The following is a 13,954-nucleotide window of genomic DNA, read 5'->3' as shown; positions in this document are numbered from 1 at the left end:
ATTTCTAACCTATCGTCAACAAAGCATGTTATAAAGGGGAGCATATCGCTCCCCTTTTTTATTGCGGTCATAACAGGAGTAATTATTTGTGAAATGGTTTCAAACCGCGAGTATGTGTTTACTGCTTGTACTAACAGGTTGTGCGACAACATCAGATAACACCTCAAGTTGGGTTTATCCACCGATGGCTGTGCCACTGCAACCAAGCGTTCAGCAAGAAGTTCAAATTGCACGTCTTAGTCAGTTATTACAGCGCCCAGATTTGAACGATGAAGTTCGAGCTAAGATGCTGTTTGAACGTGGTAACTACTACGACAGTGTTGGCCTGCGTGATCTCGCGCGTCTCGACTTCAACCAATCTCTTTCATTGAACCCTGCTCAACCTGATATCTTCAATCTTTTGGGTGTTTACTTTACGCAGGTAGGGGAGTTTGATGCGGCTTATGAATCTTTTGATTCTACGTTAGAGCTTGATCCTGCAAACTCTTACGCAGAAAGGAACCGCTCTATCGCGCTTTACTATGGCGAGCGTTACGACTTAGCCAATGAAGAGATGATGAAGCACTATGCCGACGATCCTAGCGATCCGTTTCGCGCTCTGTGGTTGTACATCATTCAGCATGAGCTGACGCCAGAGCAGGCTAAGCTTGATTTGCAAAAACGTTACGAGAGCCGTGATGAGCAGTGGGGTTGGGTATTAGTCGCGATTATGCTTGATGACATTACTGAAGAGCAGGCTTTCAAGGCGATCTTAACCGGTACTCGTGACAACACGTTACTTGCGCAGCGTCTAACAGAGACGTACTTCTACCTTGCTAAGCGTTACCATATGAATGGTGATTACGCGAATGCTATCTCTTTGTACAAGTTAGCGGTTTCTTTTAACGTGTATGAATACGTAGAACACCGTTACTCTTTCTTAGAGTTAAGCCGTATCTTCACCACGCTTAAAGCTGAGCACTTAGCACAAGTTAAGTTAGCTGAGGCCGAAGAAGAAGCTAACGCTAAGTAAGCAACACATTTTGATTCCGAAAAGCCGCTGCCTGTCAGCGGTTTTTTTATGCTCCTTTTTTATGATCTTCATCTCGTTTTGATTGCTTTTTATTTAAACAACACTAAAATAGTTAGCCTTGCTAACTAAATGCCATTCTTTGATTAGGTGAGTATGCTGAACCAGAATTTAGAAAAGATTGAGCGCTTCGCCTCTAAGATATGGCGCACTCAGGTAAATGAAGATCCTATTTGCCAATTGAGCTTCAATGAATATGACTATTTGAAGGTCATTCAAGCCTCTCCTGAACCGATCCGATTGACAGATCTGGCGATTGAAATGCAAGTAACCAAGCCTTCAGCAACTACTATGGTTCAAAGGTTAGAGAGAAAAGGTCTCGTTGAGCGTAAAGCTTCGCTCGAAGATGCGAGGTCTAAGTTGGTCGTACTGACCAGCAAAGCGGAAGTCGGCTTGGAAGAAGAAAGTAAGATCTATCAGGTCATGGCACAGATACTGGAAAGCCGTTTGTCTGAGCAAGAATCTCAGCAGTTAAACCTATTATTAAATAAAGCTTTAAAGTAAATAATTTAGATATTTAGTTAGCCTTGTTAACTAATTTTTCGAGTCATATCTTGTTGATATGCGACTCACAAATGAAAGTAGAGTAAGAAATGAGTAACTCAATTAGTCGTCAATTTTGGCGATACACAATCCCTACCGTGGCGGCCATGTTGGTTAATGGCCTGTACCAAGTGGTGGATGGCATCTTCATTGGCCGCTATGTGGGGGCTGATGGACTTGCAGGTATCAATGTTGCGTGGCCTGTGATTGGTTCGATTCTTGGTATTGGTATGTTGGTGGGTGTGGGCACAGGTGCGCTTGTCTCGATTCGCCAAGGTGAAAAAGATACTCAAGGCGCTAAGCAGATCTTAGCAACGGGCTTAACCTTGTTGTTAGCGATAACGCCTATTGTCTCTGCATTGCTGTTCTTGTTTGCTGATAACTTCTTGCTTTGGCAGGGCGCTGAAGGGCGAGTGTATGAACTTGGTCTGCAGTACTTACACATTCTGATTGGTGCTAGTGTCTTCACGCTAGGTTCGATCGCGATGCCGTTTCTACTGCGTAACGATGACAGTCCGAACTTAGCGACGATACTGATGATCGTTGGTGCGGTGATTAATATCGTGCTCGATTACCTGTTTATCGCTCTCTATGGCTGGGAGTTGATGGGTGCAGCATTAGCAACAGCGATTGCCCAGTTTGTAGTAACGGCTCTCGGCTTGGCTTACTTCTTCTCGCGTCGAGCAAACCTACGTTTACGTTGGAATGAGTTGAGATTGAAGCTGGATGTGATTCCACAAATCTTCGCCATTGGTACATCAAGCTTCTTTATGTACGCTTATGGTTCGATGATGGTGGCGTTGCACAATGCGTTGTTCTCTCAATATGGCGACCAGTTGATGATCGGTGCTTACGCGATTTTGGGCTACATCGTGACGGTTTATTATCTCACGGCTGAAGGTATCGCCAACGGCATGCAACCATTGGTGAGCTACAACCATGGTGCGCGTAACCAAGCAAACATCCGCAAGCTACTTAAGATTGCGATGATGAGTTCGGTATTGATTGGTGTGGCGTTCGTGCTGCTTCTCAATGCGTTCCCACGTGAGTTTGTATCAGTATTTAACTCAGACGAACCTCAGTTAGTTGAGTACACGGTGTTGGGTATTCGACTACACATGTTTGCATTGGCGCTGGACGGTTTCTTAGTGGTAGCGGGTGCTTATTACCAAGCGGTAAACAAGGGCAGCAAGGCGATGTTTGTAACGATAGGCAATATGCTAATCCAACTGCCGTTCCTGTATATCATGCCTAAGTTGTACGGTGTGCCGGGGATCTGGATTGCGTACCCACTGTCTAACATCGCGCTAAGTGTGGTGGTGATGGTGATGCTCTACAAAGATATAAAGAAGCTCGATGCCTCATCGATGGAAACCGCGGCGGCATAGGTCGCGTTTCTTAAGTCGAATAAAATAGGTCTAGCGAATGCTAGACCTTTTTTGTATTTGTTACTGGTTAGTCCAATGCGAGGAACTAGATGTTCTTAACGTCTAAACCTGCAAGCTGATGCCAATACCCATTACATTGGCGGCTTTCAATTTTCATCGGTTTTTGACCTTGCTCGTTTGCTCTGAAGTTGTTGATTTCAGAGAAGGTATCGATACCGAGAGGGCTTAAACGAACCACATCAACCAGGTCGTGCATGTTCGGTAAATCATTGACTAGGTTGTAGCAGTAGCCTGATTGCGTCTGAATACCGTTAAGGTTGAAGACTGATTGGCCTTCTTGGCTTTCTACTTGTAGCCCTGTTGGGTACTTGATACAGCAGGTTTCGCAATCGTCTTTAGCTTTGTTTTCAGCGCGAGCGGTAAAGCAGCGTGCTGAGTAAGCAAGCGGCAGGTAGCCGTGGCTAAACACTTCAACTTCGAACTTGTTACGAATATTTAGCTCTTCGCACTGGGTCATTACGTTGCTTAGCCATTCGCGAGAAAGCTCAACCGGCATACACCAACGCGTCATACCTTGTTTCAAGAACAGGTTCAGGGTGCGTGCGTTGTAGGTGTTTACTGCCGGGCCAACCACGAAAGGTACTTTGCTTTCGCTGGCCAGTTGAATAGCAGACACATCATTGGCTTCGATCGCAAAGTCACCGTTATCGATGTACTTCTTCATGATGTTGACTTCGCTTGGTGCTTCTAGCAATGCCATGGTGGAAAGTACGACTTGCTTACCTGAAGCCGACAGCTCTTTAGCAATGTCCATCCAGTGTTTCGCTTTCATCTCACGACGCTTTGAACACACCGCTTCACCTAGGTAGATGATATCGGCTGAGCTTGATTTCGCTTGCTCATAGAAGCTTTCAACGTCTTGTTTTGGCCAAAAATAAAGTAGAGGGCCTAATGCGTATTTCATTGAGTTCTCCATTTGGCTCTATTGCCATTTACGGTGATAAGCGCCAAGCGTGGTTTGTGTACCTTCAGATACATTCGCCAGTGTCGCATTCCAAGCTTGTTCCACTTGGTATTGTTCTGGGTTCGCTAAGTAGCGGTCGATAGCTGCGCGCCAAGTGCGAGTGACTTGTTCAACATAAGCAGGGCTACGTTGGCGACCTTCAATTTTCACTGAGGCAACGTTGGCAGCAAATAGCTCAGGCAACATAGACAGCGTGTTGAGGCTGGTTGGCTCTTCAAGTGCGTGATAGCGTTTACGCTCACCATCGATTTCTGCTTCAAAGCGGCCTTTACACAGCGTTGGGTAGCCCGCGTTTTCGCCAGCTACGTACTTGTCGATAAGAATCTCATTCAAGCGTGACTCTAGGCCTGTTTCTGTTTCTTGCCAGCGAACGTATTTTGCTGGAGAACAAGCACCAACGGTATTGGGTGATTCGCCGGTCATATATGAAGAGAGGTAGCAACGACCTTCTGCCATGATGCACAAACTACCAAAAGCGAATACTTCAAGGTCAACGTCAGAGGTGATGTTACGAGAAAGCTGTTTGACCTGATGAATTGACAATACGCGAGGCAATACCACACGCTTTACATTGAAGTTCTTGTGGTAGAAGTCGATTGCAGCCGCATTGGTTGCAGAAGCTTGAACCGATAGATGCAATTCTAGTTCTGGATATTTGTTTGCTGCGTACTCAAGCACTGCGATATCAGCAATGATCAGCGCATCAACACCTAGTGCTGCGGCGTTGTCTACGGCATTTGTCCAGCGTTCGAAGCCATTTGGGTGAGCAAAAGTATTTAAGGCAACGTGAATTTTCTTGTTGTGGTCATGCACATACTGCACAGCACGATCGAGCTTTTTACCCGCAAAGTTTAGGCCTGCAAAGTGTCGGGCATTGGTATCGTCTTTGAATCCGATATAGACAGCATCCGCACCACAATCAATAGCGGTTTTCAAAGCAGGTAAGTTACCCGCTGGGCATAAGAGTTCCATTTGCTCACTACCAGTAGAATTAAGTTGAAGCGAGCATTTTATGAAGAATTGTGAATGACGGAATTGATGTAAGGCAGGTTTAGATGGATAAATCTGCTTTTACTCCGTTTGAGGTACTGACGAGTGGTAGTTTTGTGTGTTGCTTTGGTTTTGAATGAGGTGCGTATTGGAATCGTCTAATCAGTTCTTATGACGGCGGTTTTGAGCAAACAACTCTTCGACATCTTGTTTTGGTTGCGGACGATAGAAGTGGAAGCCTTGAATCGAACTACAGTTGAGGTTAGACAGCAGAGTCGCTTGCTCACTGGTTTCGACACCTTCTGCAACCACGGTCAAATCGAGAGATTTACCTAGGTTGATGATGTTTTCAATTACGGTAATTTGCTTTGGTAGGGTATCGATATCAGAGATGAAAGCACGGTCTATTTTAAGCTCATCAATTGGGAAGCGAGCAAGGTAAGACAGTGAAGAGTAACCTGTACCGAAATCATCAATTGAGAGAGCAAAGCCAAGTTTCTTGATGGCGTTAAGCATTTGAAGTGTGTGTTCACTATCACTCATTACCGCGCTTTCCGTTAGCTCAAACGTAATCGCACTTGGATCAAGCTCGGTCGAACGCAGCAATTTTTCCATATAATCAATCAGCTTTGGGTTACCAAACTGTTCTGGAGATAGGTTGATCGCGACACGACCTGGAAGGATACCTTGCATCTTCCAGCGCTTAACCGTAGCAAACACTTCACGCATTACCACTCGGCCAAGTTGTTCAATAAGCCCTGCTCGTTCCGCCACAGGAATGAACGCGGCCGGACTGATATAACCTTCGACAGGATGCTTCCAACGTACCAGAGCTTCAGCGCCGTTGATGGTGAAATCACGGGCATTCACTTTCGGTTGATACCAAACCTCAAGTCCATTTTGTTGCAGTGCTTTTTGGAGCTCTATCTCAAGCCACAGTCGCATACGCGCTTCTTTATTCATCTGTTCGTTGAACTTGATCAGACGATTACGACCACGATCTTTCGCTTCATACATTGCTGTGTCTGCATTTTGCAGCAAGATACGAGCATCAGTACCATCTTGAGGAAAGCTCACACTACCAATAGAGCAGGCTAAGCGCTTGCTAAAGTGGTGAAGATCGAAGGGTTGATTGATCAGGGAAATGATCTTTTCAGCGAGCATTTCAGGTGTTCGCTGATGTTCAGGTTCTGGAAGGATAATACCAAACTCATCCCCGCCTAAATGTCCAATCACGGCCTTACGAGGCAGTAAGCGTTTAAGACGCGAAGCGACCTCTTTAATCACCTTGTCACCGATGTGATGACCAAGTGAGTCATTGATATTTTTAAAGTTATCAATGTCTAAGTAGAGCATCACCACCGGCGTATCGTTGTGAATGAACTGCTCAAGACGCTTAGTAAACCCAACTCGATTGTAGAGTTTGGTCAGTGCATCTATGTAGGCATCTTCACTGTTTGCTGGTGTGTATTGTTTTGCGGTTTCTTGTGCGTCTTGGATAAGCACCAACTGAGTGTTGCTTCCAAGAACAGTGGTGGAGTCGATGTTGAGCTGAACCTTACGTTCAAAGCCGCATCGTGCACCCGTTAAGCAAACCAAACCAGACTCAGAAATAATAGAGCTGAGGTTATTATTGAAGACTGTTTTGGTTTGTTCATCGATAAATAGGCGTCCCAACTCTTCACCAATTAACTCTGTGGTTGAGTTAAAGCCAAGCAAGCGCGCTGCTGCTGGGTTAGATGACAAGATATAGTCACTTTCAACGAGCAGTAATCCGTCAGGGAGTAGTTGAGATAGTTTGTGGAATTTGGCTTCGGATTCTTCTAAAGAACGGACAAGTACTTGGTTTTCTGATGTGTCGAAGGCGTGAAAGACGATGTAGTCGGTTTTGTTGCCATTGGTAAGCGGAGATAGGCTGAAATGAAGGCTGGTATCGAGGTCTGTTTCGTTGAGGGTGACTTCGGCCTCAATCGTTTCGCCACTGAATGCACGCTCATAGTAAGGTTTGAGATGTTGGTAGAACTGTTCGCCCAATGTTTGGCGATCATTCATGCCTGCAAGCTCTGTTTGACTCAAACCAGCAATATCGCAGTAACGCTCATTCACCATAAAATAGTTATGTTGAGCATCAAGTACTGCAAAAAAGAACGGACTATTTGCAGTTAGCTGGGTAAACCAATGTTGTAGTTGTTGGGGAGGCATCAAAGTACTACCAATTCTCCAAGAGCTTGAATATTCACTATCGATAAATATTTATTACTTTTTGTGTGGCTATCGATATTTACCTGTGAGTGCAGCGATCCGCTGTAATTCTCATTACCTGAGTTACTATAACTGTGATTTTCAGGATATTAAAGGTCGAGTATCAAACAGAAGTTAATTTGATACATAACAGTAACTGAGATCTCAACATCATCTATGATGCATTCCATATTATTGACAAAGTTACGGATAAGTCACGTGATAAACAAGATTCGCACTCAACTAGTTCAAAATGCCGCATCAATTTTGCGATCTCCAGTCCAGTTATTGCCTAAAACAGTACAAAAAAGAGCCTTATTGGAGGCGCTGAAGAATGTATTCAAGGAAGCTTTAGAGGACGGTGACTTTGAGTTTTTAGAAGACAAATGGCTGAAAGTCTCAATAAAAGACATGGGGTTAAGTTGGTGTATTAGCTACAAAAATGAGCAACTGGTTGTAGCTGATAAAGACGTGGTTGAAGATGTAAGCTTTAGCGGCAATCTTAACGATCTTGTGTTGATTGCGGGACGTAAAGAAGACCCAGATACGCTTTTCTTCCAACGTCGACTGTCTATTGAAGGTGATACAGAGCTCGGTTTAGAGGTCAAAAACTTGATGGATAGCGTAGATTTGGACTTATTGCCGACTCCTATGAAAACTTTGTTAAATCAATTAGCTGATTTTGTGCAGAAGGGAGTACAATCCCCAGATACACAAAGTGAGGTAATGAATGCTTATTCGAACTGAAGCACCGGCAGATATACTTGTCATTGATCGTCTATTGAAATCTGTTTTTGAAACGGATGCAGAAGCTAATTTGGTTATGAGCTTGCGTGAGAATAGTCATTTAACGCTATCGCTGGTGGCTTGCTCTGACGAAGGCGAGGTGGTTGGTCACCTGATGTTTAGCCCAATTACCCTTAAAGGTGACGATCACAACTGGCAGGGGCTTGCACCACTTGCTGTGAAAGAAGAGTTCCGCAACCAAGGCATTGCTAAATCACTGGTTGAAGATGCTTTCTCTACTTTGGTTGATTTTGGTTACCCAGCCTGTGTCGTGCTTGGTGATCCTGCCTATTACGGTCGCTTTGGTTTCAAGGCTGCGAGTGAATTTGGTTTGAGCTGCACTTGGGATGTACCTGAAGGAGCTTTCCAAGCTATCGAGTTAGTTGAAGGTGCGCTTGCAGGGCATTCTGGTGAGATTGCTTACAGTCCTGAGTTCAACGACTTATAAGCTGATTTATCACGCAACAAGATACAAACTGATTTAGTCTAAATAAAGGAGCTTGATGCTCCTTTATTTTTTGTTAGTATCAGCCCTGCTCTAATAAGCGCTCTTTCAATAGAGGCAGCTTTCACAAAACTAGTTCTAACAAACTTCTGGTTTCAATAAACTTTGGCTCCAATAAACTTAAGGTTACTACCGCTAGATATGTCACAAACACACGCGCAATACCTACATGAGATGGGCATTAGCCAATGGGAACTAAGTCACCCAGAGCGTTTAGCAGGTTATGAATCTGAATTGACTCCGCTCTCGAGCGATTGCAAGTTACTGTTGGTTTCGCCTGAAAAACCTCAGGAAGATCTCGCCGTGATGTTTGAGCGAGTACTCAAAAGTATCAAGCTCGACTTATCTCAGGCTTTACACCTTCAACCGCAACACTTGTCTACTGTGGATTTAGGTTCGGTTGAGTGGATATGGTTTGCTGGTTGTGAGTCGGCTCAAGAGCTGAAGGCTAAAACACTTCAATCGCCATTACTGTCTGACATTAACGGTAACAACCAACACCGCCGCGACTTATGGCAACAAATTTGTGCTTATGACTAATCAATTTTTACCGACTTCACAACAACACCTAGACGCCATTTGGAAGATAGAGCAGGCCGCGCATTCTCACCCTTGGTCTGAAAACATGATCCGAGATCTTGATAGCCGAGGCGCTTGTCATCATGTTCTTGAAGTCGATGGGCGAGTGGTCGGGTACTTCTTCGCGCAAAACATCGTTGGCGAAGTCACGCTGCTTAATATTGCCGTTGACCCAAGCCAGCAAGGCAAAGGGTATGGAAAAGCGTTAACTGAACATTTCCTTGATATGTGTGAGCAAGCCGACGCGGAAAGCGCTTGGCTAGAAGTTCGCGAAAGTAATGTGAATGCGTTTAATCTTTATGAAAAGGCCGGTTTCAATGAAGTTGATCGCCGTCGTAACTATTATCCAACCAAGCAAGGCAACGAAGACGCCATCATTATGAGCTATCTTTTTATGTCGTTTAGTTAAGCTGAGAGTACACGAAAAATAGGGTGTAAACTGACCCTTTAGAAAGTGACACGCTTTCTGTATAATCCGCACACAGAATTCAAGGGCAAGTATTATCTACTTGCCCTTTTTACGCTTTAGATCAGCAAAGGGCGACTATGTCTTTCCAACAAGAAGTGAGCAAACGTAGAACGTTTGCGATTATCTCTCACCCGGATGCGGGTAAAACCACGATTACTGAAAAAGTTCTTTTATTCGGAAACGCGATTCAAAAAGCTGGTACCGTAAAAGGCCGTGGCTCTAACCAGCACGCTAAATCTGACTGGATGGAGATGGAAAAAGAACGTGGTATCTCGGTAACTACGTCGGTAATGCAATTCCCATACAATGATTGCCTAGTAAACCTACTAGATACTCCAGGACACGAAGATTTCTCGGAAGATACGTACCGTACGCTAACAGCGGTTGATTCATGTTTGATGGTTATCGATGCTGCGAAAGGTGTCGAGGATCGTACTCGTAAACTAATGGAAGTAACACGTCTGCGTGATACGCCAATCGTAACGTTTATGAACAAACTTGACCGTGACGTTCGTGACCCAATGGAAGTGCTTGATGAAGTAGAGAGCGAGCTAGGTATGGCTTGTGCTCCAATCTCATGGCCAATTGGTTGCGGTAAAGAGTTTAAAGGTGTTTACCACATTCACCGTGATGAAACGATCTTGTATGAATCTGGCCACGGCCACGAGATCCAAGAAGTTCGTATCATCAAAGGTCTAGATAACCCTGAGCTAGATGAAGCAGTAGGTGCTGATCTTGCGGAAAGCGTACGTGAAGAGCTAGAGCTTGTTATCGGTGCTTGTCCTGAGTTTGACCATGAATTATTCCTAGCGGGTGAACTAACGCCGGTTTACTTCGGTACTGCATTGGGTAACTTTGGTGTTGACCACATGCTTGATGGTCTAACGAAATGGGCTCCAGCACCTCAAACGCGTCAAGCGAACGAGCGTGATGTTGAAGCGACAGAAGAGAAGTTCTCTGGTTTCGTATTTAAGATCCAAGCAAACATGGACCCTAAACACCGTGACCGTATCGCATTCATGCGTATCGTTTCGGGTACTTACAACCAAGGTATGAAGATGAACCATGTTCGTACAGGCAAGAGTGTAAGTATCTCTGATGCGGTAACCTTTATGGCGGGTGACCGTGCACGTGCTGAAAAAGCATACGCGGGTGATATTATCGGTCTACATAACCACGGTACTATCCAGATTGGTGATACCTTCACTCAAGGTGAGAGCCTGAAGTTCGCTGGTATCCCTAACTTCGCACCTGAGCTATTCCGTCGTATTCGCCTGCGCGATCCACTTAAGCAGAAGCAACTTCTAAAAGGCTTAGTTCAGCTTTCAGAAGAGGGCGCAGTACAAGTATTCCGTCCTATGCAAAACAACGACCTGATCGTTGGTGCGGTTGGTGTGCTTCAGTTCGACGTGGTTGTAGCGCGCTTGAAAGCGGAATACAACGTAGAAGCTATCTACGAAGGTGTTAACGTTGCAACAGCTCGTTGGGTTGAATGTGATGACGCTAAGAAACTAGAAGAATTCAAACGTAAGAACCAATCTAACCTAGCGCTAGATGGCGGTGACAACCTGTCTTACATCGCACCAACTATGGTGAACTTGAACCTAGCTTCTGAACGTTTCCCTGAAGTTCAATTCCGAGCGACGCGCGAGCACTAATTTCTCCGCGATCTATTAGAGTTAAACAAAAACGTCTATTGTTCTGCAATAGGCGTTTTTTAATGCGTTTTATTTGAGGTTTAAAGGCTGAGGTTAGAGGCAGTTATGTTGGGTTGGATAAAAACTTGGGTTAAAAGATATGATAAGTGGTGTGAAGAGCTTGGGCTAACGCCTGAAAACAAGCGCAGTTGTGTTGCTTATCGTCGTGATCCTCAAGGGAAACAAATGGAGAGTAGGGAAAGTGACACAGCAAATAAGTGACTTTCCGCTGTTTGATACTCATTGCCACGCGGATTTTGAGGCGTTTGAGCAAGGTTTTACACCTGATCAAACTATTGATGGCTATCTTAAAGAAGCGAAACAAGCGCAAGTCGAGAAGTTAATCATCCCTTCTATCGGCCAACGTAACTGGAGGAAGCTCGATGAAATCGCTCAATCTCACCCCAATATTTACTATGCATTAGGCTTCCATCCTTACTTTTTAGAACCGGCCAATGACGAACAATTTTCGGAACTTCGCCAATTACTCGCTTCAAAAAACAGCCAATGTGTCGCGATAGGTGAGTGCGGGCTCGACTTTTTTGTGGACGTTGAACGAGAGAAACAAGAGCGCTTTTTCATCCAACAAATGGAGCTTGCGAAGGAGTTTGACCTGCCTTTAATCATCCATGAGAGGAAGTCTTACAACCGACTTATCGAGCTAATAAAGCAGCATAAGTTCACCTTAGGTGGTGTGATTCACGGTTTTTCTGGGAGTGAACAGCAAGCTTTGGCGTGGATCAAGCTCGGTTTCTATATTGGCGTCGGTGGAACGATAACTTACCCAAGAGCGCAAAAAACACGCACAACCATCGCAAAATTGCCCCTTGAATGTCTGGTATTGGAAACGGATGCTCCGGACATGCCCATGTATGGAAACCAAGGAAATGTTAATCATTCCAAATATTTAGTTACGATCTTAAATGAACTTTTTTTGCTTAGAAAAGAGCCAAAGCAATCGATTGCAGCGCAAATTTGGCAAAATAGCCATCGCGCATTCGGTATATGTGAATAAAATCGAAGGTTTTTGTTTATCGTTTGCGTAAATTGCACTGAGCTTGTGATTTGGGTCACATTTGCGCGTGAATGGTACATGAATCTTCTACGAAAGTGTGAGGACGGCATTACTTTATTAGTGGTCGCATGAGTATAATTGCCTCCGCTTTATAGCCCCATTTTGTAACACGCCAATAAATAACTAATAAGGAAGTCATAAACTATGAGCCTGTTTATGAGCCTAGTCGGAATGGTTGCACTGATCGCAATCGCAGTACTACTATCTGACAACCGCAAAGCTATTAATCTAAGAACAGTGGGTGGCGCTTTCGCTATCCAATTCGCACTTGGTGCATTCGTACTTTACATCCCTTGGGGTCGTGATCTACTTGCAGGTTTCTCTGCTGGTGTAGCAAACGTGATCGACTACGGTAAAGACGGTACTGGTTTCCTATTCGGCAGCCTAGTTAACTTCTCAGTTGACGGTATCGGTTTCATCTTTGCTTTCCAAGTACTACCAACTCTGATTTTCTTCTCTGCACTTATCTCTGTACTTTACTACATTGGTGTTATGCAAATTGTAATCAAAGTTCTTGGTGGTGGTCTTCAGAAAGCTCTAGGTACTTCTCGCGCCGAGTCTATGTCTGCAGCAGCAAACATCTTCGTTGGTCAAACTGAAGCACCTCTAGTTGTTCGTCCATTTGTTCCTAAAATGACTAACTCTGAACTATTCGCAGTAATGTGTGGTGGTTTGGCTTCTGTAGCTGGTGGTGTACTAGCGGGTTACGCATCTATGGGTGTACCTCTAGAGTACCTTGTAGCAGCATCATTCATGGCAGCACCAGGTGGTCTACTATTCGCTAAAATCATCAAGCCTGAAACAGATACGCCAGACGACAACATCGCTGACGAAATGGACGGTGGCGATGACAAACCAGCTAACGTTATCGACGCAGCAGCAGGTGGCGCATCAGTTGGTCTACAACTAGCACTTAACGTTGGTGCAATGCTACTAGCATTCATCGGTCTAATTGCTCTAATCAACGGTATCCTAGGTGGCATCGGTGGTTGGTTCGGTATGGAAAACCTAACTCTAGAACTTCTTCTAGGTTGGATCTTCGCACCGCTAGCATTCATCATTGGTGTTCCATGGGAAGAAGCAACTATCGCTGGTTCTTTCATTGGTCAGAAGACAGTTGTTAACGAATTCGTTGCATACCTAAACTTCGTACCATACGTTGGTGAAAACGCTCAAGTTGTTGCAGCAACTGGCCAAGTGATGTCTGAGAAGACTCAAGCTATCATCGCATTCGCACTATGTGGTTTCGCAAACCTTTCTTCAATTGCGATTCTTCTAGGTGGTCTAGGTGGTATTGCACCAAGCCGTCGCCACGACATCGCACGTATGGGTGTTAAAGCGGTAATTGCTGGTACTCTATCTAACCTGATGGCAGCAACAATTGCTGGCTTCTTCCTGTCTTTCTAATTAGTTAGAAATCGATATATAGACGCCATAATAATATCGCCCCGTAGCAAGAAATTGCTGCGGGGCTTTTTTGTTTTTAGGCCTGCCGTTTTTAGTATATGCACGCGCTTATGCTTAGATTCGATGTAGGGTCTAGAATATTTTTTTGAGATACAAACCGTTTGCGTTCTAAGGAGCACTA

13 protein-coding genes are annotated in these 13,954 nt (G+C 44.6%); 10 read left to right on the top strand and 3 right to left on the bottom strand.

Going from position 1 to position 13,954, the window contains the following annotated elements:
• Positions 1-88 precede the first annotated feature (88 nt).
• The 3 genes from nlpI to AB4161_RS09815 all read left to right on the top strand — a co-directional run bounded on the left by nlpI (position 89) and on the right by AB4161_RS09815 (position 3,000).
• On the top strand, positions 89-1,012 hold the full coding sequence (gene nlpI, locus AB4161_RS09825; protein ID WP_017059235.1) for a lipoprotein NlpI: 924 nt from the start codon (positions 89-91) through the stop codon (positions 1,010-1,012).
• A 153-nt stretch (positions 1,013-1,165) separates the two neighbouring features.
• On the top strand, positions 1,166-1,573 hold the full coding sequence (locus AB4161_RS09820; RefSeq protein WP_017056675.1) for a MarR family winged helix-turn-helix transcriptional regulator: 408 nt from the start codon (positions 1,166-1,168) through the stop codon (positions 1,571-1,573).
• An 89-nt stretch (positions 1,574-1,662) separates the two neighbouring features.
• Positions 1,663-3,000: an MATE family efflux transporter gene (locus AB4161_RS09815; RefSeq protein ID WP_017059236.1), complete on the top strand. Its 1,338-nt coding sequence runs from the start codon at positions 1,663-1,665 to the stop codon at positions 2,998-3,000.
• An 85-nt stretch (positions 3,001-3,085) separates the two neighbouring features.
• On the opposite strand, the gene AB4161_RS09810 is transcribed toward AB4161_RS09815, so the two are convergent.
• The 3 genes from AB4161_RS09810 to AB4161_RS09800 all read right to left on the bottom strand — a co-directional run bounded on the left by AB4161_RS09810 (position 3,086) and on the right by AB4161_RS09800 (position 7,216).
• Complete coding sequence (locus tag AB4161_RS09810) at positions 3,086-3,964, bottom strand: U32 family peptidase (protein WP_017059237.1); 879 nt, start codon at positions 3,962-3,964, stop codon at positions 3,086-3,088.
• A gap of 18 nt (positions 3,965-3,982) precedes the next feature.
• Positions 3,983-4,996 (bottom strand): peptidase U32 family protein, encoded by a 1,014-nt coding sequence (locus AB4161_RS09805; RefSeq protein WP_372083277.1) that lies wholly within the window; start codon positions 4,994-4,996, stop codon positions 3,983-3,985.
• Between the two features lie 180 nt (positions 4,997-5,176).
• Positions 5,177-7,216 carry a bifunctional diguanylate cyclase/phosphodiesterase gene (locus AB4161_RS09800; protein WP_017068226.1) on the bottom strand — a complete coding sequence of 680 codons (2,040 nt, stop codon included), beginning with the start codon at positions 7,214-7,216 and terminating at the stop codon, positions 5,177-5,179.
• 258 nt (positions 7,217-7,474) lie between these two features.
• Here AB4161_RS09800 and AB4161_RS09795 point away from each other — a divergent pair, with 258 nt between their 5' ends.
• The 7 genes from AB4161_RS09795 (at position 7,475) to AB4161_RS09765 (ending at position 13,773) form a co-directional block, all read left to right on the top strand.
• On the top strand, positions 7,475-8,002 hold the full coding sequence (locus AB4161_RS09795; RefSeq protein WP_170963063.1) for an SCP2 domain-containing protein: 528 nt from the start codon (positions 7,475-7,477) through the stop codon (positions 8,000-8,002).
• The gene (locus AB4161_RS09790) at positions 7,986-8,489 is read left to right on the top strand and encodes a GNAT family N-acetyltransferase (protein WP_017059241.1); all 504 of its coding nucleotides are present in this window, start codon (positions 7,986-7,988) and stop codon (positions 8,487-8,489) included. Before AB4161_RS09795 ends, AB4161_RS09790 begins: the two co-directional genes overlap by 17 nt.
• A gap of 198 nt (positions 8,490-8,687) precedes the next feature.
• Positions 8,688-9,086, top strand: a complete 399-nt coding sequence (locus AB4161_RS09785) for a DNA polymerase III subunit psi (RefSeq protein WP_017063280.1) — start codon at positions 8,688-8,690, stop codon at positions 9,084-9,086.
• A complete protein-coding gene (gene rimI, locus AB4161_RS09780) occupies positions 9,079-9,534 on the top strand; it encodes a ribosomal protein S18-alanine N-acetyltransferase (RefSeq protein ID WP_372083276.1) in 456 nt (151 codons plus the stop codon). The genes AB4161_RS09785 and rimI overlap by 8 nt, the downstream gene beginning before the upstream one ends.
• A gap of 137 nt (positions 9,535-9,671) precedes the next feature.
• Positions 9,672-11,252: a peptide chain release factor 3 gene (gene prfC, locus AB4161_RS09775; RefSeq protein ID WP_017059244.1), complete on the top strand. Its 1,581-nt coding sequence runs from the start codon at positions 9,672-9,674 to the stop codon at positions 11,250-11,252.
• Between the two features lie 190 nt (positions 11,253-11,442).
• Entirely contained in the window at positions 11,443-12,306 is an 864-nt protein-coding gene (locus tag AB4161_RS09770; RefSeq protein ID WP_372083275.1) for a TatD family hydrolase, read from the top strand.
• Positions 12,307-12,510: 204 nt separating this feature from the next.
• Positions 12,511-13,773, top strand: a complete 1,263-nt coding sequence (locus AB4161_RS09765; RefSeq protein WP_017058833.1) for a NupC/NupG family nucleoside CNT transporter — start codon at positions 12,511-12,513, stop codon at positions 13,771-13,773.
• Positions 13,774-13,954 lie beyond the last annotated feature (181 nt).

Source organism: Vibrio sp. 10N.286.51.E5, from assembly GCF_041469125.1.
GTDB lineage: Bacteria > Pseudomonadota > Gammaproteobacteria > Enterobacterales > Vibrionaceae > Vibrio > Vibrio crassostreae_C.
This window is presented reverse-complemented; position numbering and strand designations above follow the sequence as displayed.